Annotated in this window: 19 protein-coding genes, 1 pseudogene and 1 riboswitch; of the genes and pseudogenes, 12 read left to right on the plus strand and 8 right to left on the minus strand. The window is 67.2% G+C overall.

The window, feature by feature from the left end; all coding sequences use genetic code 11:
• Window positions 1–136 precede the first annotated feature (136 nt).
• The 3 genes from EDC31_RS07855 to dnaJ all read left to right on the plus strand — a co-directional run bounded on the left by EDC31_RS07855 (window position 137) and on the right by dnaJ (window position 4,107).
• Window positions 137–748 (plus strand): nucleotide exchange factor GrpE, encoded by a 612-nt coding sequence (locus EDC31_RS07855; protein WP_042061086.1) that lies wholly within the window; start codon window positions 137–139, stop codon window positions 746–748.
• Window positions 749–893: 145 nt separating this feature from the next.
• Window positions 894–2,801 (plus strand): molecular chaperone DnaK, encoded by a 1,908-nt coding sequence (gene dnaK / locus EDC31_RS07860; protein WP_042061088.1) that lies wholly within the window; start codon window positions 894–896, stop codon window positions 2,799–2,801.
• Window positions 2,802–2,961: 160 nt separating this feature from the next.
• Window positions 2,962–4,107 carry a molecular chaperone DnaJ gene (gene dnaJ / locus EDC31_RS07865; RefSeq protein ID WP_042061090.1) on the plus strand — a complete coding sequence of 382 codons (1,146 nt, stop codon included), beginning with the start codon at window positions 2,962–2,964 and terminating at the stop codon, window positions 4,105–4,107.
• A 30-nt stretch (window positions 4,108–4,137) separates the two neighbouring features.
• Here the strand turns inward: dnaJ and EDC31_RS07870 are convergent, their stop codons facing one another.
• Complete coding sequence (locus EDC31_RS07870) at window positions 4,138–4,881, minus strand: hypothetical protein (protein ID WP_052512151.1); 744 nt, start codon at window positions 4,879–4,881, stop codon at window positions 4,138–4,140.
• A gap of 172 nt (window positions 4,882–5,053) precedes the next feature.
• On the opposite strand from EDC31_RS07870, the gene trpB reads away from it, so the two are divergent.
• The 4 genes from trpB (at window position 5,054) to EDC31_RS07890 (ending at window position 9,840) form a co-directional block, all read left to right on the plus strand.
• A complete protein-coding gene (gene trpB / locus EDC31_RS07875) occupies window positions 5,054–6,283 on the plus strand; it encodes a tryptophan synthase subunit beta (RefSeq protein ID WP_042061092.1) in 1,230 nt (409 codons plus the stop codon).
• Window positions 6,280–7,092, plus strand: a complete 813-nt coding sequence (gene trpA, locus EDC31_RS07880; protein WP_042061094.1) for a tryptophan synthase subunit alpha — start codon at window positions 6,280–6,282, stop codon at window positions 7,090–7,092. Before trpB ends, trpA begins: the two co-directional genes overlap by 4 nt.
• 153 nt (window positions 7,093–7,245) lie before the next feature.
• Entirely contained in the window at window positions 7,246–7,962 is a 717-nt protein-coding gene (locus tag EDC31_RS07885) for a response regulator transcription factor (RefSeq protein ID WP_042061117.1), read from the plus strand.
• A 153-nt stretch (window positions 7,963–8,115) separates the two neighbouring features.
• The gene (locus EDC31_RS07890; protein ID WP_042061121.1) at window positions 8,116–9,840 is read left to right on the plus strand and encodes a stimulus-sensing domain-containing protein; all 1,725 of its coding nucleotides are present in this window, start codon (window positions 8,116–8,118) and stop codon (window positions 9,838–9,840) included.
• A gap of 7 nt (window positions 9,841–9,847) precedes the next feature.
• Here EDC31_RS07890 and EDC31_RS07895 read toward each other — a convergent pair whose 3' ends face one another.
• Together EDC31_RS07895 and EDC31_RS07900 are read right to left on the minus strand one after the other, a co-directional pair.
• Window positions 9,848–10,192: a UrcA family protein gene (locus EDC31_RS07895; protein ID WP_042061096.1), complete on the minus strand. Its 345-nt coding sequence runs from the start codon at window positions 10,190–10,192 to the stop codon at window positions 9,848–9,850.
• 171 nt (window positions 10,193–10,363) lie between these two features.
• Window positions 10,364–11,317 carry an ArsR/SmtB family transcription factor gene (locus EDC31_RS07900; protein WP_042061098.1) on the minus strand — a complete coding sequence of 318 codons (954 nt, stop codon included), beginning with the start codon at window positions 11,315–11,317 and terminating at the stop codon, window positions 10,364–10,366.
• 64 nt (window positions 11,318–11,381) lie between these two features.
• Window positions 11,382–11,580: riboswitch (cobalamin riboswitch) on the plus strand.
• 74 nt (window positions 11,581–11,654) lie between these two features.
• Between EDC31_RS07900 and metE the strand changes: the two genes are divergently transcribed.
• The 3 genes from metE (at window position 11,655) to ade (ending at window position 15,993) form a co-directional block, all read left to right on the plus strand.
• Complete coding sequence (metE, locus tag EDC31_RS07905; RefSeq protein WP_042061100.1) at window positions 11,655–13,919, plus strand: 5-methyltetrahydropteroyltriglutamate--homocysteine S-methyltransferase; 2,265 nt, start codon at window positions 11,655–11,657, stop codon at window positions 13,917–13,919.
• A 73-nt stretch (window positions 13,920–13,992) separates the two neighbouring features.
• Window positions 13,993–14,202 carry a hypothetical protein gene (locus tag EDC31_RS07910; RefSeq protein WP_042061102.1) on the plus strand — a complete coding sequence of 70 codons (210 nt, stop codon included), beginning with the start codon at window positions 13,993–13,995 and terminating at the stop codon, window positions 14,200–14,202.
• Between the two features lie 93 nt (window positions 14,203–14,295).
• Window positions 14,296–15,993: an adenine deaminase gene (gene ade, locus EDC31_RS07915; RefSeq protein ID WP_042061122.1), complete on the plus strand. Its 1,698-nt coding sequence runs from the start codon at window positions 14,296–14,298 to the stop codon at window positions 15,991–15,993.
• Between the two features lie 35 nt (window positions 15,994–16,028).
• Here ade and EDC31_RS07920 read toward each other — a convergent pair whose 3' ends face one another.
• The 3 genes and pseudogenes from EDC31_RS07920 to EDC31_RS07930 all read right to left on the minus strand — a co-directional run bounded on the left by EDC31_RS07920 (window position 16,029) and on the right by EDC31_RS07930 (window position 19,488).
• Window positions 16,029–17,408, minus strand: coding sequence for a chloride channel protein (locus EDC31_RS07920; RefSeq protein WP_042061103.1), 1,380 nt, complete (start codon window positions 17,406–17,408; stop codon window positions 16,029–16,031).
• Between the two features lie 133 nt (window positions 17,409–17,541).
• Window positions 17,542–18,434, minus strand: a pseudogene (locus tag EDC31_RS07925) (cation diffusion facilitator family transporter).
• A 10-nt stretch (window positions 18,435–18,444) separates the two neighbouring features.
• Window positions 18,445–19,488, minus strand: coding sequence for a cation diffusion facilitator family transporter (locus EDC31_RS07930; protein ID WP_042061105.1), 1,044 nt, complete (start codon window positions 19,486–19,488; stop codon window positions 18,445–18,447).
• Window positions 19,489–19,669: 181 nt separating this feature from the next.
• Between EDC31_RS07930 and EDC31_RS07935 the strand changes: the two genes are divergently transcribed.
• The gene (locus EDC31_RS07935) at window positions 19,670–21,124 is read left to right on the plus strand and encodes a glycosyltransferase family 2 protein (RefSeq protein ID WP_052512153.1); all 1,455 of its coding nucleotides are present in this window, start codon (window positions 19,670–19,672) and stop codon (window positions 21,122–21,124) included.
• Between the two features lie 157 nt (window positions 21,125–21,281).
• Window positions 21,282–21,557 (plus strand): HU family DNA-binding protein, encoded by a 276-nt coding sequence (locus EDC31_RS07940; protein WP_042061107.1) that lies wholly within the window; start codon window positions 21,282–21,284, stop codon window positions 21,555–21,557.
• A gap of 100 nt (window positions 21,558–21,657) precedes the next feature.
• Here EDC31_RS07940 and EDC31_RS07945 read toward each other — a convergent pair whose 3' ends face one another.
• Together EDC31_RS07945 and EDC31_RS07950 are read right to left on the minus strand one after the other, a co-directional pair.
• The gene (locus tag EDC31_RS07945) at window positions 21,658–22,125 is read right to left on the minus strand and encodes a GAF domain-containing protein (protein ID WP_081797812.1); all 468 of its coding nucleotides are present in this window, start codon (window positions 22,123–22,125) and stop codon (window positions 21,658–21,660) included.
• Window positions 22,126–22,129: 4 nt separating this feature from the next.
• On the minus strand, window positions 22,130–23,743 hold the full coding sequence (locus EDC31_RS07950; RefSeq protein WP_042061111.1) for a bifunctional protein tyrosine phosphatase family protein/NAD(P)/FAD-dependent oxidoreductase: 1,614 nt from the start codon (window positions 23,741–23,743) through the stop codon (window positions 22,130–22,132).
• Window positions 23,744–23,788: the final 45 nt, after the last annotated feature.

Below are 23,788 nucleotides of genomic sequence, written 5' to 3' on the forward strand. Positions count from 1 at the left end.
CCCCTTGCCTGAGCCGTTTTGACCGCCACCTCAGGTCACTGGACAGGCCGGGACCACCGGGCCATCCCCTCGCGGGGGAGACCATCCCGGAGAAAAATCCGCCCGGCGCGCTCATGACGAGGCGCCGGGCCAGAGCATGAGAGGTCGCACGACACAGATGACGACGGAACAGGACGTTCGGACGGAAGTCCCGCAGGAAACCTCCGGCGCGGAAACACCGGACACGCCCCCCCATGCCGGTGCGGAAGAAACCATGCAGGCCGCCACGGCCCGGATTCGCGAGCTGGAAACGCAGGCCGAGGAATTCCGCGACAAATGGATGCGCGCCGAGGCGGAGTTGCAGAATTTCCGCGCCCGCGCCAAGCGGGACGTGGACGACGCGCGCCAGTACGCGGTGCAGAAATTCGCGCGCGACATCGTCGAGGCCGCCGAGAACCTTCAGCGCGGCCTGGCCTCCCTCCCGGCGAAAATCGAGGGCGAAGACGGGTTGCTGGTCAAGCTGCGCGAGGGTTTCGAGGGCACGGAACGCAGCCTGCTCGGCATTCTGGAGCGGCATGGCGTCGTCCATCGCCACCCCGCCGGACAGAGCTTCGACGCCAACCTGCATCAGGCCATGGCGGAACAGCCCAGCGCCGAGCACCCGGCCGGCACCGTCATCCAGGCCTGGACGCCGACCTGGCTGCTGCACGGACGCCTGCTCAAACCCGCCATGGTCGTCGTGTCCAAAGGGCCGGAAGAGTCGAAATGAGCGGAAAAGCGTCGCGGAGAGTTGAATCCCGCCCGGCGCTCCCCTACATCGTCACTCGGAACGAATCTCCCGGAAAGGGAGCCCCGAATAGGACGGTTTCCGGTGCCTCTGAGGGCCGGTTTCCGCCGCTGAAAGGAAAGAGAATATGAGCAAAGTCATCGGTATCGACCTCGGCACGACCAACTCCTGCGTCGCGATCCGCGAGGGCGACGAAACCCGCGTGATCGAGAACAGCGAAGGCGCGCGCACCACCCCCTCCATGGTCGCCTTCACCCCGGGCGGCGAGCGCCTCGTCGGCCAGGCCGCCAAGCGTCAGGCCGTCACCAACCCGTCCAACACCTTCTACGCGGTCAAGCGCCTGATCGGCCGCCGCTACGACGATCCCACCGTCGAGAAGGACAAGGCGATGGTCCCCTACGCCATCGTCAAGGGCGACAACGGCGACGCATGGGTCGAGGCCACGGTGGACGGGAAGCCGGAGAAATTCGCCCCGTCCCAGATCTCGGCCTTCGTGCTCGGCAAGATGAAGGAGACCGCCGAGGCCTATCTCGGCGAGAAGGTCTCGCAGGCGGTCATCACCGTCCCGGCCTACTTCAACGACGCGCAGCGTCAGGCCACGCGCGACGCCGGCCGCATCGCCGGGCTCGAGGTTCTGCGCATCATCAACGAGCCCACGGCGGCGGCCCTGGCCTACGGCCTCGGCAAGCGCGATTCCGGCACCATCGCGGTCTATGACCTCGGCGGCGGCACGTTCGACGTCTCCGTGCTCGAGATTTCCGACGGCGTGATCGAGGTGAAGTCCACCAACGGCGACACCTTCCTCGGCGGCGAGGATTTCGACAACCGCGTGATCGGCTACCTGGCCGACGAGTTCAAGCGCGAGCAGGGCATCGACCTGCGCGGCGACAAGCTCGCCCTCCAGCGCCTGAAGGAAGCCGCCGAGAAGGCGAAGATCGAACTCTCCTCCGCCAAGGAGACGGAGATCAACCTCCCCTTCATCACGGCGGACGCCACCGGGCCGAAGCACCTCGTCGTCAAATTGTCCCGCGCGAAGCTGGAGAGCCTCGTGGACGATCTGGTCCAGCGCACGCTCGGCCCGTGCCAGGCCGCGCTGAAGGATGCGGGCGTCTCCGCCGCGCAGATCGACGAGGTCATCCTCGTCGGCGGCCAGACGCGCATGCCCAAGGTCGTCGAGACCGTGAAGCAGTTCTTCGGCAAGGAGCCCGCCCGCAACGTCAACCCCGACGAAGTGGTGGCCATCGGCGCGGCGGTCCAGGGCGCGGTGCTCAAGGGCGACGTGAAGGACGTCCTGCTGCTCGACGTGACCCCGCTCTCGCTGGGCATCGAGACGCTGGGCGGCGTGTTCACCCGTCTGATCGACCGTAACACGACGATCCCGACGAAGAAGAGCCAGACCTTCTCGACGGCCGAGGACAACCAGAACGCCGTGACCATCAAGGTCTATCAGGGCGAGCGCGAGATGGCGGCGGACAACAAGCTGCTCGGCAATTTCGACCTGACCGGCATCGCCCCCGCCCCGCGCGGCGTGCCGCAGATCGAGGTCACGTTCGACATCGACGCGAACGGCATCGTCAACGTCTCCGCCAAGGACAAGGCGACGGGCAAGGAGCAGCAGATCAAGATCCAGGCCTCCGGCGGCCTGTCGGAGTCGGATATCGACCGGATGGTCAAGGAGGCCGAGGCCAACGCCGCCGCCGACAAGGCCCGCCGCGAACTGGTCGAGCAGCGCAACAGCGCCGAGGCGCTCGTCCACCAGACCGAGAAGTCCCTCTCCGAGGCGGGCGACAAGGTTCCGGCGGCCGACAGGTCCGAGGCCGAGGCCGCCATCGCCGCCGTCAGGGAGGCGCTCAACGGCACGGATGTCGAGGCCGTCAAATCCGCCGCCGAGCGCCTGACGCAGGCGGCGATGAAGGTCGGTCAGGCCGCCTACGCCGCCCAGCCGGACGGCGAGGCCGGGGCTCACGCCTCCGGCGCGCCGAAGGACGACAACGTCGTCGATGCCGATTTCGAGGAAATCGACGACAAGAAGTGAGGTTCTTCGTTCTTTTTTGAAAAAAGAACCGGAAGGCTTTTGCGACTTTGACTGCGGAGTCCATAACGGGCTTCCGCAGTCAAAAGATTGAAAGTCTCTTTTCTTCTTTTTCTTCGGAAAAAGAAGAAGCCCAGACCTCCCTCTGAAGCCCGGACCGCCCATGGCCACCCAGCTCGATTTCTACGCCGTCCTCGAAGTCTCCCGCGACGCCTCGCCGGACGATCTCAAGAAGGCCTACCGCAAGCAGGCGATGCGCTGGCACCCCGACCGCAATCCGGGCGACGCGGAGGCGGAGGAAAAGTTCAAGGCCGTCAATGTAGCCTATGACGTGCTGAAGGACGAGCAGAAGCGCGCGGCCTATGACCGCTTCGGCCATGAGGCGTTCACCCAGGGCGGCATGGGGAGCGGCGGCGGCGGATTCGGCGGGTTCGGCGCAGGCGGTCTGGGCGACATCTTCGAGCAGATGTTTGGCGACATGATGGGCGGCCGCCGAAGCGGCGGGCGTCACACGGGAGCCGACATCCAGATCCAGGTCGAAATCAGCCTGTTCGAAGCCTTCTCCGGCGTCTCGAAAGAGGTCAGCTTCCGCACCCGCATGACCTGCGACGTCTGCGGCGGCTCAGGCTCCGCCGACCCCGACGCCGGCCCCTCGACCTGCCCGACCTGCCACGGCGCGGGCAAGGTCCGCGCGCAGCAGGGCTTCTTCCTCGTCGAACGCCCCTGCCCGACCTGCCACGGCAGCGGCACGACGGTCAGCAATCCCTGCCGTGCCTGTCAGGGCACGGGCGCGAAGCAGACCACCCGCACGCTGAGCGTCACCATCCCCGCGGGCGTGGAGGACGGCTCGCGCATCCGCCTCTCCGGCGAGGGCGAATCCGGCGGCAAAGGCGCGCAGCCGGGCGATCTCTACGTCCATCTCGCCATCGCCCGGCACGACATGTTCGAGCGCGACGGCGCACACATCCACATGCGCGTCCCCCTGCGCATGACACAGGCGGCGCTCGGGACCGACATCGAGGTGCCGGTCATCGACGGCAGCATGGCCATGCTGAAAATCCCCGCCGGCACCCAGTCCGGCGACCAGCTCCGCCTGCGCGGCAAGGGCTTCTCCGTCCTGCGCTCCTCCGCCCGCGGCGACATGTATATCCACGTCGCCGTCGAGACGCCGCAGCACCTCACGAAGCGCCAGCGCGAACTCCTGGAGGAATACGAGGCCGAGGCCGGCGAGCAGGACCGCGCCAAGGCCAGCCCGGAACACGCCAGCTTCTTCGCCCGCGTGAAGGATTTCTTCGAAGGCAAGGGCTGAAAAACCGGGGGCCCCGACTTCACCCGCACCTTACTTGCGCCATTTCCAGCTCCTGAACGTCACGGGCAAGGGCAGATCGACGGCCATGATCGCCCTCGTCGCGGAGAAGACGGCGTCGTCGGAAAAATCGGCGGGCCTGAAACTGTAGCGCCACGGCGCATCGCCATGATTGATCACCAAAGGCCGCGCCGCGCCGCCTTCCATGACATCCAGTTCCGAGCGCGGCGCCACGGTGACCGTCACCACCTGCGCATCCGGCACGAAGAGCGCGAAGATCACGCCCGCCCAGGCCGCCATCCTGGCGTCGAGCAGATGCAGCCAGCCGCGCGCCTGCCGATCGGTGAACCCCGCGCCGGGCGGCTGATCGAGACTGGCCACCGCCTTGAAGGTCAATGTCTCGTCAGGCGTCAGCGCCGCCACCACATCGGGATTTTCCGCCAGCAATGCCGGAGAGGACGGCACCATGATCTCCGCCCCATCCCCCTGCAACCCATTTCCCTGCGCATCGGCTCCCCGCAGCAGCGGCATTTTCCCCGACGTCGCGGCCAGATAGACATGCGCATCCTGCGGCCGCCGATCCCCCGGCTCCAGCAGGGCAAAGACATGCAGCGTCAGACCGCTCGGCTTCCCGTCAACCTGGCCGATTGCCGTGCAGGCCGCCGCCATGCGCCGCAGATTGGACACCACGACAGGCCGATACGCGGCATGGACGTCGATTTCATCCGCCATCGCAGGCGTGAACATCAGCATCGACAGCAAAACCAGATAACGCATCGGCCGCTCTCCCTTCCGAAACCCGCCTCACCTTGCCTCAGGATCGCCACCCTGTCAGCCGCTCCCGCGCGAAGTGCCCGCGCGAAGTCATAGACGAGTCCGCCCCCCTCTGATATCGCAGACACCCGCGATCACGGGACTCCGCACCGCACAGAACGACCAGAGGACGACGATGCCAGCTTCCGACCCCCAGACCCAGCCCAACAGCCTGCGCGCCGGGCCGGACTGGCGCGGGCGGTTCGGCACGTTCGGCGGCCAGTTCGTGGCGGAAACGCTGATCCCCCTCGTCAAGGATCTCGAAACCGCCTATGAAGCGGCGCGCAACGACCCGTCCTTCCATGAGACGCTGGCCTATTATTTCCGCGATTACGTGGGCCGCCCGAGCCCGCTCTGGTTCGCGGAACGCCTGACGCAGGAGCTCGGCGGCGCGAAAATCTACCTCAAGCGCGAAGAGCTGAACCACACCGGCTCGCACAAGCTCAACAACGTGATGGGCCAGATCCTGCTCGCCCGCCGCATGGGCAAGACGCGCATCGTCGCCGAAACCGGCGCCGGACAGCACGGGGTGGCGACGGCCACGGTCTGCGCGCTGTTCGGGCTGAAATGCGTGATCTACATGGGCGCGACCGATGTCGAGCGGCAGAAGCCCAACGTCTTCCGCATGCATCTCCTCGGCGCGGAGGTGAAACCCGTCACGGCGGGGGCGGGCACGCTCAAGGACGCGATGAACGAGGCGATGCGCGACTGGGTCGCCAATGTCGCCGACACGTATTTTCTCGTCGGCACCGTCGCCGGACCGCACCCCTACCCGCGCATGGTCCGCGATTTCCAGTCGATCATCGGCGAGGAAACGCGCGAACAGATCCTCGAGGCCGAAGGGCGCCTGCCGGACTACATCGTGGCGGCGATCGGCGGCGGCTCGAACGCCATGGGCATCTTCCACCCCTTCCTCGACGAGCCCTCGGTGAAACTGATCGGCGTCGAGGCGGCCGGGCTGGGGCTGGAGTCCGGCAAGACGGCGGCCTCCATCTCGCGCGGACGCTCCGGCGTGCTGCACGGCAACCGCACCTACCTGCTTCAGGACGGAAACGGCCAGATCGAGGAGGCGCATTCCATCAGCGCCGGGCTGGACTATCCGGGCATCGGCCCGGAACATTCCTGGCTGCACGAGATCGGCCGCGCCACCTATGTCGGCGCGACGGACCAGGAGGCGCTGGACGCGTTCCAGCTCCTGACCCGCACGGAAGGCATCATCCCGGCGCTCGAATGCGCCCACGGGCTGGCCCATGTCATGACGCTCGCCCCGAAACTCCCGCAGGACCGGATCATCGTGCTCAATCTCTCGGGCCGCGGGGACAAGGACATCTTCACCGTGGCGCAACATCTGGGAGTGACCCTGTGAGCCGGATCGCCGCGCGCTTCGCCGCGCTGAAGTCGGAAGGGCGCGGCGCGCTCATCCCCTATCTCCAGGCCTTCGACCCCGACGCCGAGACCTCCCTCGCCCTCCTGCGCGGCATGCCCGCGGCAGGGGCCGACCTGATCGAGATCGGCGTCCCCTTCTCCGACCCCGCCGCCGACGGCCCGACGATTCAGGCCGCCGCCCTGCGCGGCCTGGCGGCGGGCGCGACGCTGCGCAAGGTGCTGGAGATGGTCCGCCGCTTCCGCGAGGAGGACCGGGACACGCCGGTCATCCTCATGGGCTATCTCAACCCGATCGACAGCTACGGCCCACGCCGGTTCTGCGCCGACGCGGCGGCGGCGGGCGTGGACGGGCTCATCGTCGTGGACATGCCGCCCGAGGAATCCGACCTGCTGGCGGCGGACGCGGCGGCGAACGGGCTGGACGTCATCCGCCTCGTCGCCCCCAACACCTCGGACGCCCGCCTGCGCGAGATCCTGCCCGAGGCGCGCGGCTTCATCTATTACGTCGCCATCACCGGCATCACCGGCACGCGCAGCGCCTCGGCGGACGAACTCGCCGCCGCCATCCCGCGCATCCGGGCGGCGAGCGACCTGCCCGTCGCCATCGGCTTCGGCATCCGCACGCCGGAACAGGCGGCACACGCCTCCCGCACGGCGGACGCCGCCGTTGTCGCCTCCGCGCTGATCCACACCCTCGCCGGAACGCTGGATAACGGCCGCGCGACGAAGGACACCGTCCCGGCGGTGCTGCATCAGTTGCGGGACCTGGCCACGGCGGTCCGGAAATAGCGGCCCGTTCCATGCGACGGCGCGGCCTCACCGGGAGCCCGCACCCCTCTCTTCTTTTTCTGAAGAAAAAGAAGCAAAAAGACTTTTGATCGTCCGGCTGCGGAGTCTCGCCGGCGGGACTCCGAGGCAAAGATGGAAAACAGGCAGTCGATGATGGAACCCACCACCAGGCACACGATCGCTCTCGTGGACGACGACCGCAACATCCTGACCTCGGTGCAGATGGCGCTGGAGGCGGAGGGCTTCATCGTCCACACCTATACGGACGGCGAGGCCGCGTTGCAGGGGATCGGCGCGCGCCCGGTCAGCCTCGCGGTGCTGGACATCAAGATGCCCCGCATGGACGGGATGGAACTCCTGCAAAGACTCCGCGCCCGTTCGGCCCTGCCGGTGATCTTCCTCACCTCGAAGGACGAGGAGCTGGACCAGCTCATGGGCCTGCGCCTCGGCGCGGACGACTACATCACCAAACCCTTCTCGCAGCGCCTGCTGCTGGAACGCATCCGCGCGCTGCTCCGGCGGCAGGAAGCCAGCCGCGCCGAGGCCAACGGCGCCCCCGGCGCGGCGAGCGCCCTGTTGCGCGGCAGCCTGACGCTGGACGAAACCCGCCATCAATGCCTCTGGGCCGGGAAGGACATCCCGCTGACGGTGACGGAATTCCTGCTGGTCAAGGCGCTCGCCCTGCGCCCCGGCATGGTCAAATCGCGCGACCAGCTCATCGACGCCGCCTATGGCGACAACATCTATGTCGATGACCGGACGATCGACAGCCATATCAAGCGCGTCCGCAAGAAATTCCGCCAGGTGGACGAGGCCTTCAACCAGATCGAGACGCTCTACGGCATCGGCTACCGCTACAAGGAAGACTGACCGCCCGTGTCCCCGATGGAGCCGCCGCGCGAACAGCTCCTGAACGCCACGCCGGCGACACGGCGACGGCGCGTCTGGGACGATCCGCTCGGCCTTCTCCGCCATCTTTTCCGGCTGATACGGTGGAAGCGGCTGGCCCGCCGCCGTCACCGCATGAACGGGGCGTTCGATCCCGGCCCGGACACGACCACGCCGCGCCTCTCCGCCGCCTATCTGCGCCGCCCGCGCCTGGCCTCACCGCTCATGCGGCGGCTGCTGCTGGTCAACACGCTGCCCCTCGCGCTGCTCGCGGTCACGCTGCTCTTCCTCAACGATTTCCAGAACAGCCTGCTGGAAACGGACGTGAACGCCCTGCGCGAACAGGCGCATATCTACGCCAACGCGATCGGCCAGCTCGACGCGGAACGCTCGACGGAACGGCATCCGCTGCCGGGCGCGGAATACGTGCTCGACGCGGCCCGCGCCAAGCCGCTGCTCCTGCGGCTGACGGAGCCGAGCCCGCACGCCCATGCGCGGCTGGTCGGGCCGGACGGCAAGCTGATCGCCGACAGCCGGGAGGAAGCGGCACTCGCGCGCCACCGGCCCAGGCGCGCCCTGAAACCCGGCGTGACGGAAGAGCCTCTGCCGCCTCCCATCCCGCCCGCCTGGACGCCGCCGCGCAACAACATCGTCGAGATCGCCTATGACTGGCTGCTCTCCCTCCTGCCGCTGAGTTCGCGCGAAGGCATCGTGACGCTGGACGTGCCCGAGCCGCCCGCGCCGCAGGCCAGCAGCGTCACCCCCTCCGGCATCGTGGAAGCCGCCCCCTATATCCGCCGCACACCGGACCACCAGCTCGTGATCACCGTGGCCGAACCCGTCATCCATGACGGGCAGACCGTGGGCGTCATCCAGTTGACCCGCCAGGCGCAGGAGGTGGACCGCTCGCTCTTCACCGTCCGGTCCTCGATCCTGTCGCTGTTCCTCGTCGCCCTGATCGTCACCGTGCTGCTCTCGTGGTACCTGTCGCTGACCATCGCCCGCCCGCTGCTCCGCCTGGCCGCCGCAAGTCACCAGATGCGCGACGAGTCCGGCCGCGTCGACGCGGTGCCGGAGAACCTGCTCGCGCGGCGCGACGAGATCGGCGTGCTGGCGCGCGCCCTGCGCGGCTCCGTGCTGGCGCTCTGGGCGCGGATGGACGCGATCGAGCGCTTCGCCGCCGATGTCAGCCATGAGCTGAAGAACCCGCTCTCCTCCATCCGCTCCGCCATCGAGACGCTGCCCCGCATAGAAAACCGCGAGCGCCAGACCCGCCTGCTCGGCATCATCGGCAACGACGTGCGGCGGATGGACCGGCTGATCACCGATATCTCGGATGCCAGCCGTCTCGACGCCGAAATGTCACGCATCCGGCCGGAACCCGTGGACGTGACCAACCTCCTCGCCCTGCTGACCGAGATGCACCAGACGACACGGGGGGTGAACGCCCCCATCCTGCAACTGGAGGACAGCGGGGAAGACGAGCCCCTGCGCGTCTTCGCCGTCGAGGACCGGCTGGTCCAGGTGCTGCGCAACCTGATCGGCAACGCGATCTCCTTTTCGCCGCGACGCGGCCTCATCACCCTGGGCGCGACGGCGCGCGGCAGCCAGCAGGTGGAGATTTTCGTCAGCGACGAGGGACCGGGCATTCCCGAAGGCAAGCTGGAAGATATTTTCGATCGATTCTATTCGGAACGTCCGCATTCGGAACATTTCGGGCAACATTCGGGGCTCGGTCTGGCGATCAGCCGGCAGATCATCGAGGCGCTGCACGGCACGCTCCACGCGGAGAACCGCCTGGACGGCGACGGACAGGTGCAGGGCGCGCGCTTCGTGATTCGCCTGCCGCGCTCGCCCTGATCCCGCCTCATCCACGCGGCGCATGCGCGGTGGCGGCGAAACGGGTTTTCGCCATGGTTTCCTGCCGGGCCAGCGCCGCCTTCATCTGCTCATGGGCGTCCTGACGGGCCCGCTTCTCGCAGCTCTCGATATCGAAATAGCGATCGTCCTCCGGCACGACGCGCTCGCAGACTTCCGCCGCCGCCGCCGCGACCTGGTCGCTCACGCGATCCCAGTTCGCATCATTGCTCAGATCGACGGAGGAAATGTCGATGGACGTGCTGACCGTATCCGGCGCGGGAGCGGGAGCGGCAACGGCAGCGACGGGAAGGGCCGCGAAAAGCATGGCGGCGAAAAAGGACGTGCGGATCATGGGACTCTCCTGAAACTCTGCCCCATGGCGGAAGCGCCGGGGTGACTATCCCTATGCAAATGCCGTGCCAAATCGAAATACGTGGATTTATTGTGCTATTTTCACTACTATAGGTCGAAATTCGCCCATAAACGGCAAATTTGGCCATTTAGGCAGCCCACACCCTGTCCGCTAACCCCGCAACGTGCCGAGCCAGAGCCGGACATCGATGGAACCGTCGAGCGTCGCAATCGCGATATTGCCGAATCCGGCCTCGGCGAGCCAGCCGCGCATCCGGTCGTCCGAGAAGCCGAGCCAGGCATGCGCGTCGCGGTCGCGCAGTTCGATCCGGTCATGGGCGGCGAAATCGACCACCAGCAGACGTCCGCCGGGACGCAGAATGCGCGCGGCCTCCGCGATGGCCGGGCCGGGATGCGTCACGTAATGCAGCACCTGATGCATGATCGCGGTATCCACGCCGGCGGCCGGTAGCGGAAGGGCCGAGAGGTCGCCCTGCCGCCAGGTGATCTTCGACCCGGCGATCTGCTGCCCCGCGACCGGCTCCGACGGATCGCCGAACTTGCTGCGGGCGACGCGGAGCATGGCGGGGCTGCGGTCGATGCCGATGGCGCGATCGGCCAGCGGGGCGAGAAGCTGGATCATGCGGCCCGTGCCGGTGCCGAGATCGGCCAGCGTGCCGAGCGTCGGGCCGGAGAGGGTGCGGAGGATCGCCTCCTCCACCTCGGCCTCGGCGACATGGAGGGAGCGGATGGCGTCCCATTCGGCGGCATGGGATTCGAAATAATCCTCCGCCTCGGTCACGCGCAGGGATTTGATCGCGGCCAGACGGGCGCTGTCCGCCTCGGCCTGGGGATCGCCCTCCTCCTGCCAGGCGTCGATCGCGGCGAAGGCGGGTTCGACGAGCCGCGCCGGGCCGGGGGCAAGGAACACCCAGTTGCCTTCCTTGCGGCGGGAGACGAGCCCGGCCTCGACCATGACGCGCAGATGGCGGGAGACGCGGGGCTGGCTCTGGCCGAGCACCTGGGCAAGCTCGCCGACGGAGAGTTCCATCTGGCGCAGCAGGGCGAGAATGCGCAGGCGGGTCGGATCGGCGAGAGACTGGAAGAGACTGAGCGGATCGGGCATGACGTATCTATATAATGATTTCCTTATATACGCAAGTTGTTTGACAGCGTCTCTCCTCCCGGTCTAGGAAGCGTGTCGTCATGGTTCCGCGCGCCGTTCCGGCGTGAGGCCAAGAGGGAAGCCGGTGGAAATCCGGCGCTGCCCCCGCAACTGTCAGCGGCGAATCGCGCGCCATGATGTCACTGGGTCCGCGAGGGCCCGGGAAGACGGCGCGAGGATGACGACCCGCGAGCCAGGAGACCTGCCATGACGACAGACATGCCTCCGGTGGAGGGTCCGGGCGGCGGGAGCGTCCGGCCGTTTCGAACCCCCTCCGGTCACTTCGGGAGAGAATGACATGGGCGTCAGCGTCGCCACACTCGGGTTTCCGCGCATCGGGCCGCGCCGGGAACTGAAAACGGCCCTCGAATCCTACTGGTCCGGCAAGGCGCCGCGCCAGACGCTGCTCGACACCGCGGCGGCGTTGCGGGCGGAGAACTGGAAACGCCAGCAGGAGGGCGGGGCGGACATCGTGCCGTCCAACGATTTCTCGCTGTACGATCATGTGCTGGACAATTCCGCACTGTTCGGCGTGGTGCCGGAGGCCTATGGCTGGGACGGCGGAACGGTCGGGCTCGACACGTATTTCGCCATGGCCCGCGGCGCGGCCGGGGTGACGGCGGGCGAGATGACGAAGTGGTTCGACACGAACTATCATTATCTCGTGCCGGAATTTTCCGCCGGTCAGGCGTTCCGCCTCGCCTCCACGAAGATCGTGGACGAGTTTCTGGAAGCGAAGGCGCAGGGACTCGTCACGCGGCCCGTGCTGCTCGGACCCGTGACCTATCTGCTGCTGGGCAAGGCGCGGGACGGGGCGGACCCGCTGACGCTGTTGCCGAAGCTGCTGCCGGCCTATGCCGAGGTGCTGGGCCGCCTGGCGGACGCCGGGGCGGAGTGGGTGCAGATCGACGAACCGGCGCTGGTGCTCGACCTGACGGCGGAAGCGCGGGCGGCGTTCGGCGCGGCCTACACGCATCTGACGCGCGCCGCCCCGTCGCTGAAGCTGATGCTGGCGACCTATTTCGGCGCGCTGGGGGACAATCTCGCCACCGCGCTGGCGCTGCCGGTGCAGGGGCTGCATGTCGATCTCGCGCGCGCGCCGGAGCAACTCGCGGCGGTCGTGGCGGGCGCGCGGCCCGACCTGCTGCTGTCGCTGGGAGTGATCGACGGCCGCAACATATGGCGGGCCGATCTCTCGGCGCTGCTGGACCGGCTGGAGCCGGTGGTGAAGGCGCGCGGGAATGTGGTGATCGCGCCGTCCTGCTCGCTGATCCACGTGCCGATCGACCTCGCGCGGGAGACCGATCTGGACCCGGACGTGGCGTCCTGGCTCGCCTTCGCGGTGCAGAAGATCGAGGAGCTGCGCATTCTGGCGCTGGCGCTGAACGAGGGGCGCGACGCCGCGACCGAGGCGCTCGCGGCGTCGGACCGGGCGCGGGACGCCCGGCGGATCTCGCCGAAGATCCACGATCCGGCGGTGCGGGACCGTCTGGCGACGCAGGGAGAGCACGATTCGCGGCGGGCCTCGCCCTTCGGCACGCGCCGCGAGGCGCAGCGGGCGGCGCTCGGCCTTCCCGCCTGGCCGACGACGACGATCGGCTCCTTCCCGCAGACGCCGGAAGTGCGGCGCGCCCGGGCGGACCACGCGAAAGGCGCGCTTTCCGACGAGTCCTACACCGCGTTCCTGCGCGAGGAAACGGCGCGGGCGGTGCGCTGGCAGGAGGAGGTCGGGCTCGACGCGCTGGTGCATGGCGAGTTCGAGCGCAACGACATGGTGCAGTATTTCGGCGAGCAACTGGCCGGATTCGTGTTCACCAAGCATGGCTGGGTGCAGTCCTACGGCTCGCGCTACGTCCGTCCGCCGATCATTTTCGGCGACGTGTCGCGCCCCGCGGCGATGACGGTCGAATGGTGGCGCTACGCCCAGTCACTGACGGAACGGCCGCTCAAGGGCATGCTGACCGGCCCGGTGACGATCCTCAACTGGTCTTTCGTGCGGGACGACCAGCCGCGCAGCGTGACGTGCCGGCAGATCGCCTTCGCCATTCGCGACGAGGTGCTCGATCTGGAGAAGGCGGGCGCGCGCATGATCCAGATCGACGAGGCGGCGCTGCGCGAGGGCCTGCCGCTGCGCCGGGCGGAGTGGCGGAATTATCTCGACTGGGCGGTGGAGAGCTTCCGCATCGCGGCCTCGGGCGTCGCGGACGCAACACAGATCCACACCCATATGTGCTACTCGGAGTTCAACGACATCATCGCCGCGATCGGGGCGATGGACGCGGACGTGATCTCCATCGAGACGGCGCGCTCCAGGATGGAACTGCTCGATGCGTTCGCCGAATACGCCTACCCGGCGGAGATCGGGCCGGGCGTGTATGACATCCACTCCCCCCGCGTGCCGGACGTCGAGGAGATGGTGGCGCTGTTGCGGGCGGCGCGGAAACGGCTGGATGACGACCAGATCTGGGTCAATCCCGATTGCGGGCTGAAGACGCGCAAATGGGAGGAAGTCCGCCCGGCCATCGTCAACATGGTGAGCGCGGCGCGCATGCTGCGCGGCTGAGACAGTCCCGCGCGCCGAGTTGGCGCGCGGGGCGGCGCAGCCTATCATGGGGCCTCAGTCCAGGGAGGCACCGGTGGATGAGTGTGAAATTCAGGCGATCCTGAAACGGATCGACGATCTGGAGGCGCAGGTCGAGGCCCTGTCGCGGAAACTGGCGGGTGTGAACCCGCGGGAGAACGCGCGCAAGATCCGGCTTCTGTCCCGGATCATCGAGGGGCTGGCGCAGACGATCCGCCGGATCACCGCGCAGATCGACCTGCTGCGAGGGCGCTCCAGCGCGTGAGCGTCCTTCCCTTCCTGAAGAAGCACGCTGATCCCGTTGGCAAGTCCGGCGGCAGGCGCGAGAATGACGGAAACGGAACAGGAAGGACCGCTCATGCACGGGACGCTCGCGCGACGCATTCGTCAGGGACAGGGGCTGGAACCGGCGGACTGCGTCGTGCGCGACGTGCGGCTGCTGGATGTCGTGACCGGCGAGTTGGTGCCGACGGATATCGCGCTCTGCGGGGACACGATCGTCGGCACATACGGGCGCTATGAGGGGCGGCGCGTCATCGACGGGCGCGGGCGCGTGGCGGTGCCGGGATTCATCGACACGCATCTGCATGTGGAATCCTCGCTGGTCACGCCCTTCGAGTTCGATCGCTGCGTCTTGCCGCACGGGGTGACGACGGCGATCTGCGATCCGCACGAGATGGCGAATGTGCTGGGGGTGGCGGCGTTCGACTATTTCCTCGCCTGCGCCGGGCGGACGGTGATGGATCTGCGGGTCAATCTGTCGAGCTGTGTGCCGGCGACGCCGATGGAGACCTCCGGCGCCGTGCTGGAGGCGTCGGATCTGCTGCGCTTCCGCGATCATCCGAAGGTGATCGGGCTGGCGGAGTTCATGAATTTCCCCGGCGTGCTGGGCGGGGATGCCGGATGCCTCGACAAGCTGGCGGCGTTCGCGGGCGGGCATGTGGACGGCCATGCGCCCCTGCTGCGGGGAACCGCGCTGAACGGGTATCTCGCGGCGGGAATCCGGACGGATCATGAAGCCACCTCGGCGGAGGAGGCGCTGGAGAAGATCCGCAAGGGGATGACCGTGCTGATCCGCGAGGGGTCCGTCTGCAAGGATCTGCGCGCGCTGATCCCGCTCCTGACGCCGCAGACGGCGCCGTTCCTGTGTTTCTGCACGGATGACCGCAATCCGCTGGAGATCGCGCATGAGGGGCATCTGGATTTCATGATCCGGACGGCGATCGCGCGCGGCGTGGCGCCGGTGGCGGCCTATCGGGCGGCGTCGCTCTCCGCCGCGACGGCGTTCGGGCTGCGCGACCGGGGGATGATCGCGCCGGGATGGCGGGCGGATATCGTGCTGCTGGACGCGCTGGAATCGTGCCGCGTCTCCGACGTGATCGCGGGCGGCCGGCTGGTGGACGATGCGCTCTTCGCCGCGCGGGAGGTGATCGCGCCGGTAGGGCTGGAGAGCGTGAAGCTGGCGCGGAGGCTGGTCGCGGAGGATCTCGCCGTCACCGGGTCCGGCGCGGCGCGGTCGGTGATCGGGGTGATTCCGGGGCAGATCATCACGACGTTCCTGCGGATCGACCTGCCCGAGCGCGACGGGATCGTCCTGCCCGATCCGGCGGCGGATGTCGCCAAGGTGGTGGTGGTCGCGCGACATGGGGTGAACGACAATATCGGCCGGGGATTCGTGAAGGGATTCGGGCTGACGGGCGGGGCGCTGGCCTCCTCCGTCGGGCATGACAGCCATAATCTCTGCGCGGTGGGGCTGGATGACGCGGACATGGCGCGGGCGCTGAACCGACTGGCGGAAATCGGCGGCGGATTCGTGGCCGTACGGGACGGCGTGGTACTGGCGGAACTGCCGCTGCCCGTCGCGGGGCTGATGAGCGACCAGCCCTACGAGGCGGTGCGGGACGCGCTGGTGGTGCTGCGCGACGTGGCGCGCGGGCTGGGCGGAACGCTGGAGGAGCCGTTCCTGCAACTCGCCTTCCTGCCGCTGCCGGTGATCCCGCATCTGAAGATCACCGACCGGGGCATGCTGGACGTGGACCGGATGGCGTTCGTCTGAAGAGAAGCAAGACCCCCCGATATTGCGGCGCCTCCTTACCTCCGCTCCTCGATCTCCGTCCTGAGTTCCTCGCGCCGCGTGACGGGCGCGCGCTCCACGGCCTCCATGAAGCGCTCCGCCAGGGCGGTATAAAGCGGGCGGGGGCAGATGCTGCGGGAAATGCCGAAAGCGAGGAAGGACGTGGCCATCAGCGCGAGCGTCACCTGCTGGTTGTCGCACATTTCCATGACGATGACGGTCGCCGTCAGCGGCGCCTGCACGACGGCGGAGAAATAGGCGACGGTGCCCAGCAGGACGACCGCGCCCGGCGTGCTGTGCGGCAGGAATTGCTGGATCCAGCCGCCGATTCCCGCGCCGATGGAGAGCGAGGGCGCGAAGAGGCCGCCGGGAATTCCGGACAGGTAGGACACGATGGTGGCGGCGAATTTATAGAGGAAGAAGGAGGCGGGGTAATGCTCGGTTCCGTCGATGATGGCGCGGGCCTGGCCGTATCCGGTGCCGTAGGTCGCGCCATGGCTGGCGAGGCCGATCAGGGCGAGGACGAGGCCGCAGCTCGCGGCGAAGGCGACCGGCCGCCGCATGGCGAAGCGCCCCAGCAGGCCCGGAATGCCGCGCGAGGCGCGCACGAGAATGGCGGAGAAGGAGCCGCCCGCGACACCGCCGATGATGGCGCAGGCCAGCACGGCGATCCACGCGGTGCCGATGGGCACATCCACGTCCGTATGGCCGAAATAGGTGTAGTTGCCGACCAGCGCGATGGCGGTGACGCCGGAGAGGACGACACCGGCCAGCATGGTGCCCGAGGTGCGCTGCTCGAAGGAATGGGAGAGTTCCTCGATGGCGAAGACGATTCCGGCAAGCGGCGTGTTGAAGGCGGCCGAGACGCCCGCCGCGCCGCCCGCGAGGATGGCCCCGCGCTTCATGGTGACGTTGGAGATGCCGAGCAGGCGGGAGAAGGCGTGCATGATCGAGGCGCCGATCTGCACAGTCGGCCCCTCGCGGCCGATGGACGCGCCGCAGAGCAGCCCGAAGATGGTGAGGATGATCTTGCCGATGGCGGTCTTCAGCGCAAGCACGCGATCGACGGCGGCGAAATTGTCGATATGCAGCATCGCGATGGTCTGGGGGATGCCGCTGCCCTGCGCGCCCTTGAAGAACCGGCGGGTGAGCCAGGTGGACAGGGCGAGTCCCGCGGGCAGGACGGCGAGCATGACGCAGGGATTCCAGTGGACCATCCGCGCGCACAGGAGCCCCGCCTTGTCGGAAAGCGCGGCGAAGGAGACCGCGACGACGCCGACGAGCACGGCGCCGAGCCACCATGTGAGGGCGCGGCGCCACTGTGTGGTCGTCACCCACGCGGAGCGGCGGAGGTGATCGAGTCGGTGCTGATGCAGGAGGGCCGTTCCGGGGCGCATTGTCGTCCTTCAACCGGGAATGTGCGCGCGGAGACCACGCATCCCCGCTCCTGACAGCGCGGATGCGCCAGGGTCAAGCATGCTGCGGATTAATTCGAAATAATGGTGGCGGAATGGCGGAGGCGGGACGGTTTCAGGGAAGCACGAGGACGCCGGAATGCTTGGCCTTTTCCTCGGGTTCGACATGGATGTGGATGAGCGCGCGGCCAAGCTGGCGGCGCAGGGCGTGCTCGACCCGATCACAGATCGTGTGAGCGTCCTGGACGGTCATCGCGCCGGGAACGACGAGATGGAACTCGATGAAGCTGGTGTCGGCGGCGCGGCGGAAGCGGAGATCATGCGCCTCGATCGCGCCCTCCGCCGTCTCGGCGATCACGGCGCGGACCAGCTCGACCGTCTCGGCGTCGGGCGCCTCGTCCATCAACCCGCCGATGGACTGGCGCGTCATGCCGAACCCCATGCGCAGCACGTTGAAGGCGACGAGGGCGGAAAGGACGGAGTCGAGTCGCTCCCATCCCGTGAGGGGAATGAGGGCGACTCCGGTGACGAGGGCGACGGTGGTCCAGACATCGGAGAGGACATGCGTGCCGCTGGCGCTGAGCGCGGGAGAGCGGTGGCGGCGTCCGGCCCGCCGGAGTGTCAGGCCCCAGACGAGATTCACCCCCCCGCGGCGGCGTTGAGCGCGATGCCCAGCCAGGGCGCGCGCAGGGGATGCGGATCGTGCCAGGCGCGCCAGGCGATGTCGGCAATGCCGATGGCGGTGAGGATGACGAGCACGCTCTCCATGACGGCGGAGAGATATTCGGCCTTGCCGTGGCCGTAGGTGTGGTTCTCGTCGGGCGGCCGATCGGCGAAGGACAGCGCCCAGAGCGCCCCGATGGCGGCGGCGATGTTGATGACCGTCTCCATCGCGTCGGACAGCAGGGCGTCGCTGCCGCTGACGCGCCAGGCGAGATATTTCAGCGCGAAGGCGATGACGGCGACCGCGAGCGAGGTGAGGCCGAGGCGGTTCTTGGAACTGCTCATGGGGAACTGCTCATGGGGAGCCGTTCAGGGGGGGGCCGTCCTGAGCGTCGGCCCGGCCCGGACAGGTCATGTGGGCGGCGCAGGCGGTCCGCTCGATCTGCAACGTGGGATGGTCGATGTCGAAGCGGGCGGCCAGCATCTCGGCGGCCCTCTTGAGGAGAAAATCCGGCCCTGCGGCCTCTGCTCCGGACACGGGCGCGGGATCGGCGACGATATGGGCCGTCAGCGCGGTCTCCGTGGTGCTGAGCGCCCAGATATGCAGGTGATGCACGTCGCGCACGCCGTCGAGGCCCAGCAGCGCGGTCGTGACGGCGGCAGGGTCGATCCCGGCGGGCACGGCGTCCAGCGCCATGCCCAGCGCGCCGCGCAGGAAGGACCAGGTTCCGGCGATGATGACGGCGGAAACGAACAGGCTGACGAGGGGATCGAGGATCATCCGCCCGGTCAGGGCGATCGCGATGCCGGTGAGGACGACCGCCAGCGCGAGCAGCGCGTCATAGACCATGTGGAGGAAGGCGCCGCGCACATTCATGTCGTCTTCGCTGCCCCTCATGAGCAGGAGGGCGGTGCCGCCGTTCACGGCGATGCCGATCGCGGCGACGATGGTGACGGTCCATCCCGCGACGGGAGCGGGATGAAGCAGCCGCAGGATCGCCTCCCAGGCGATGCCGCCGGTGACGAGGAGGATGAGAATGGCGTTGCCCAGCGCGGAGAGGATGGTGGAACGCTTGAGCCCGTAGGTGAAGCGGGCGGAGGGAGAGCGGCGCGCGAGGACGGTGGTGAGCCAGGCCACGCCGAGACCCAGCACGTCGGAGAGGTTGTGGCCGGCATCGGCGAGGAGGGCGAGCGCATGGGCGCGCAGGCCCCAGACGACCTCGCCGACGATATAGATCGTGTTGAGCGCCATGCCCACGGCGAAGGCCGCGCCGAAGCGCGCGGGAACGTGATGATGGCCATGATGGTGCCCGGACTCGTGCCCGTGATCATGCCCGTGATCGTGACGATGGCCGGGCGCGGGCGGATGATCGTGATCGTGGGTGTGATCGTGGGGCATGGGCGACACTTGCAGCGGCAGGGAGTTGTCCCGGATAGCGCAAGAGACGGGAGGACGCCACCGTCAGGACTCCCTGATGCGCGCCCGGGTTCGCTTCGCGCGCTCAGGTTGCCCTAATCCGGCCCGGACGATAGCCTGCCCCGGGATTTGGGCCATGTGCCTCATGTCAGGGAAAGTGCCGATGGAACCCTCGATTTTCGACGCCGTGAATGAAGAGAAGAAGCGTGTTCTTTCGAATTTCGCGACAACTCCCAGGGCCATTGTCGAAAATGACGGGGAGCGGCCCGCGCCGGTCCATACATACGCCATCGCCGCCTGCGCGCGATGGGAAACGCCCTATATCGTCGAATGGGTCAATTATCATAGGTCGATCGGATTCGACCATATTTATATCTACTCGAATGACGACGACCCGACGGAAATTTACGAGGCCCTGCTGCCGTTCCTGAAGGAAAAGGAACCGTACGTCACCTTCGTCCATTATGGTTTCATCGGCCTTCAGTATCAGATGTATTTTCATTTCCTCTGGAGATACTCCACGGAGACGGAATACGTCATGTTTCTGGACGTGGACGAATTCCTGTGCCTCAAGGGCGTCGATCATATCGGCCGCTTCATGCGCGATTTTCGCGCCTGGGACGCGGTCTATTTCAACTGGTGCTGCTTCGGAAATAACGGACACAGAACACGCCCCGGCGGAAGCGTTCTGCGGAATTACACACGGCGGGAAATCGGCGCCAGCCCGCTCACGAAAGTCCTCGTCAAGACGGAAAAGATCGGCTATGCGGATTTCTACGTAAGAAACGACATCCCCATCAATCACGATCCCTTTTCCCTGAATAAATCCATCAAGGCGTGCAATGTCATCTATGACGACATGACGGATTACTACACGAATTTTGCCGAATCCGCCTGGGCGCTCCTGAACACGGATGACAGACGGACGAGACTCGCCGATAAGGCGTTCATCGCCCATTACAACATCAAATCGGAGGAAGATTTCGATTTGCGCGTGAAGCGCAGTCTCTCGGGGTGTTTCGCCTCGCAGTCGATCTGGGGCGACCTGTCTTCCGACGAGCGGCAGAATTTCATCCGCCTCACCAATGAGGTGGAGGACACGTATCTGGCCGATTACTGGTCGCGGATCCTCGCCCAGGGCTGGCGCGCGGCGCTCTTTCCCCCGTCGCGCTGGTCCAATCTGTGCCGGATCGCCCTCAGGGTCACGCAGTCCTCCACGATTCACGATCGCACCACGGACGAGGACGCGCGCGCCCTGATCAACGGCGCGATTTGCGGCAAGGCGCAGAACCATACGGCGTTGGAAGACAATCCCTGGTGGATGATCGATTTCGGCCAGACCTGCTTCGTGCATGAGATGCGGCTGTTCAACAGGCTGGACGACGCGCTGGATCGCATGGCGAATTTCCGGCTGGAAGCATCGCCGGACGGCGAGAAATGGTTCGCCATCATGATCAAGAACGATTCCCTCGTGTTCGGCGGTGCGGACGGTTCCCCCTATGTCTGGCTCAATGTCACCGGAATCCGGGCGCGCTGCGTGCGCCTCACCATTCCGGGACGATCCTGCCTGCATTTCGACCAGATCGAATTTTACGGCAGGATCGCAAGCGACGCCTGAGCGCGCGGGCTTTACGCTGGGAGATTCCTAAAGTATCTGTAATCAGCAGGCGATGGCGACATCTGCCACGCACCGCCGTTTTTCTGCGCTAACGCCTTGTTTCGGCCCCGATCTGCGCCTATGGCTGCGCGGAGGTTACACCACAAAGAGGAATGACATGAAGTCCACCGATTTGATCGACCGCATCGCCACAGCCACCGGCAGCACCAAGGCTGACGCCAAGACTGCTCTGGACACGGTGTTCAGCAGCATCGTCGAAGCCGCCGTGAAGGGCGATGAGGTTTCGATTCCGGGCTTCGGCAAGTTCGAGGTTCGTGAGACGGCCGCGCGCCAGGGCCGCAACCCCCGCACAGGCGAGACGATCGAGATCGCCGCGTCGAAGAAGCTGGCCTTCTCGCCGGCCAAGCACGTCAAGGACGCGCTGGCGAAGTAACCGGCACGGGGCGCGTGTCATCACGCACGACGCCCCACCCGAAGCCTCCGACGCCAACCAAAAGACGTTTTCTGGTTCTTTTTTCCAAAAAAGAACGAGTTCAGAGATCCACCCCCGCCACGATCGCGGCGATCGCCTCCATCATCTCCCGCTCCGCATCGCCGAAGCGCGCCTTGCGCGGGCTATCCACATCCAGCACGCCCACGAGGCGCTCGCCGGCAATGACCGGAACGACGATCTCCGAGGCGGAGGCGGCGTCACACGCGATATGGCCGGGAAAGGCGTGGACGTCCTCGACCACGATCGTCTCGCGCCGCGCCGCCGCCGTGCCGCAGACGCCGCGCCCGAGCGGGATGCGTGTGCAGGCGAGGCGGCCCTGGAACGGGCCGAGAACGAGTTCGCCCTCCTTGAAGAGATAGAACCCGGCCCAGTTCAGATCGGGAAGCGCCTCGTAGATCATCGCGGACACATTCGCCATGGTGGCGATCAGGTCCCGCTCGCTCCCGACCACCGAGCCGATGGCGGCGACGAGGTCCTCAGGCGCGAGACGTTCGGAAGGCGCGCTCACCAGCTCAGTCCTCCTGCCGGAAATCGGGCTTCACGAGGATCTCATGTCCCCGGAACATGCCATACCAGTAGAGCAGCGGCATCACCTTCTCCTTGAGGAACCAGGCGAGGCGCGTCGGCGTCGTGCCTTTCAGAATCCACTCGGGCAAGGTGGGCATCAGCTTGCCGCCATAGCCGAACTCCGCGAGCACGATCTTCCCCTTCTCGACCGTCAGCGGACACGCGCCGTACCCGCTGTACAGGGCGACCGGCTCCTTCACCGCGAAACCGGCCTTCTCGCGCAGGCGGCGGACGACGTTATGCGCGACGACGGGAGCCTGCTTGCGCACGGCGGCGGCGGTCTTGGCGTTGCTCGCGCCGATGCAGTCGCCGAGACCATACACATCCTCATAGGCGGTATGGCGCAGCGTGGCGGGATCGACGCTCAGGAATCCGTCCGCCCCGGCCAGCGGGCTCTCGCGCAATACGTCCGGCGCGGTCTGTGGCGGGACGACATGGAGCATGTCGAAGGAACGCTCGACCGTCTCGGTGCGTGACTCCGGCCCCGCGCCGGTCGTGCGCTCGAAAGTAGCGATGCGGCGCTCACCATCGACCCTGACCAGCTTCGACCGGAGATGCAGGGCGATGTCGTATTTCCGGATATAGTCCATCAGCGGGGGAACGTAGTCGGCGACGCCGAAGAGGGCCGGCGTGGCGGTGTCGAACGCGACGTCGATCGCGTGCTTCACCCCGCGGCGCTCCCATTCGGAGCAGGAGAGATAGGCGGCCTTCTGCGGCGCGCCCGCGCATTTGATGGGCATGGGCGGCTGGGTGAAGAGCGCCGTACCGCTCCGCAGGCTCCGCACCAGCTCCCAGGTATAGGGGGCAAGGTCGTAGCGGTAGTTGGAGGTCACGCCGTTGCGGCCCAGCGTGTCCGCCAGCCCTTCGATGCCGTCCCAGTCGAGCTTGATGCCCAGCGCCACGACGAGCACGCTGTAGGTCACGGAGGTATCGTCGTCGAGGGTGACGCTGTGCGTGTCGGGATGAAAGGTCTTCGCCGCGTTTCGGAGCCAGTTCGCGCCCGCCGGCATGATCTTCAGCTCGGAGCGGCGCGTCTGTTCCGGGGTGAAGACGCCCGCGCCGACGAGCGTCCATCCGGGCTGGTAATAATGTTCGAGCGACGGCTCGACGATGCCGATGGTGGTGCCGGGGCGGCGCTTGAGCAGGCTGGCGGCGGCAGCGATCCCACCCGCCCCGCCGCCGACGATCACCACGTCGAAATGGCGGACGGCCGGGGCTTCGGCGGGCGTGGTGGCCGCGAGCATATAGGCGCGTTCGGCGCGGCCGCCGCCCTTGCAGTAGCCCAGCACCTTGCCGGGCATGTCCTCCAGCGCGCGGCGCGTGGCGCGCAGGGCATAGGCGTCGGGCTCGCCGCCGGACCGCACCGGCACATGCACGAACTGAAGGCCGAGCGTCTCCGCCGCGACGCCGATCTCGGCGGCGGTCGGCTGGTCCGGGTCCTCGCCGTCAGGGCGGAAGCAGATGATGCCCGCGAAGCCCGCATCCTTCACGGCGGGCAGATCCGCCACCGTGATCTGCGGGGAGACGGCATAGTGATCGTTGATGCTGCGCAGCTTCATGGCGGTCCTGATGTCTTCCGTGGCCGGGTCGCGCGCCAGAGCAGT

Source organism: Acidomonas methanolica (assembly GCF_004346035.1).
Classification (GTDB): domain Bacteria; phylum Pseudomonadota; class Alphaproteobacteria; order Acetobacterales; family Acetobacteraceae; genus Acidomonas; species Acidomonas methanolica.

Excerpts from the sequence above, each read along its gene's own strand:
- EDC31_RS07870 (WP_052512151.1), bottom strand. The coding sequence starts at position 4,881 with ATGCGTTATCTGGTTTTGCTGTCGATGCTGATGTTCACGCCTGCGATG.
- EDC31_RS07890 (WP_042061121.1), top strand. The coding sequence starts at position 8,116 with ATGAACGGGGCGTTCGATCCCGGCCCGGACACGACCACGCCGCGCCTC.
- EDC31_RS07940 (WP_042061107.1), top strand. The coding sequence starts at position 21,282 with ATGAAGTCCACCGATTTGATCGACCGCATCGCCACAGCCACCGGCAGC.
- EDC31_RS07900 (WP_042061098.1), bottom strand. The coding sequence starts at position 11,317 with ATGCCCGATCCGCTCAGTCTCTTCCAGTCTCTCGCCGATCCGACCCGC.
- EDC31_RS07920 (WP_042061103.1), bottom strand. The coding sequence starts at position 17,408 with ATGCGCCCCGGAACGGCCCTCCTGCATCAGCACCGACTCGATCACCTC.
- trpB (WP_042061092.1), top strand. The coding sequence starts at position 5,054 with ATGCCAGCTTCCGACCCCCAGACCCAGCCCAACAGCCTGCGCGCCGGG.
- EDC31_RS07950 (WP_042061111.1), bottom strand. The coding sequence starts at position 23,743 with ATGAAGCTGCGCAGCATCAACGATCACTATGCCGTCTCCCCGCAGATC.
- EDC31_RS07895 (WP_042061096.1), bottom strand. The coding sequence starts at position 10,192 with ATGATCCGCACGTCCTTTTTCGCCGCCATGCTTTTCGCGGCCCTTCCC.
- metE (WP_042061100.1), top strand. The coding sequence starts at position 11,655 with ATGGGCGTCAGCGTCGCCACACTCGGGTTTCCGCGCATCGGGCCGCGC.
- dnaK (WP_042061088.1), top strand. The coding sequence starts at position 894 with ATGAGCAAAGTCATCGGTATCGACCTCGGCACGACCAACTCCTGCGTC.
- EDC31_RS07935 (WP_052512153.1), top strand. The coding sequence starts at position 19,670 with ATGGAACCCTCGATTTTCGACGCCGTGAATGAAGAGAAGAAGCGTGTT.
- EDC31_RS07930 (WP_042061105.1), bottom strand. The coding sequence starts at position 19,488 with ATGCCCCACGATCACACCCACGATCACGATCATCCGCCCGCGCCCGGC.
- EDC31_RS07885 (WP_042061117.1), top strand. The coding sequence starts at position 7,246 with ATGGAACCCACCACCAGGCACACGATCGCTCTCGTGGACGACGACCGC.
- dnaJ (WP_042061090.1), top strand. The coding sequence starts at position 2,962 with ATGGCCACCCAGCTCGATTTCTACGCCGTCCTCGAAGTCTCCCGCGAC.
- EDC31_RS07855 (WP_042061086.1), top strand. The coding sequence starts at position 137 with ATGAGAGGTCGCACGACACAGATGACGACGGAACAGGACGTTCGGACG.
- ade (WP_042061122.1), top strand. The coding sequence starts at position 14,296 with ATGCACGGGACGCTCGCGCGACGCATTCGTCAGGGACAGGGGCTGGAA.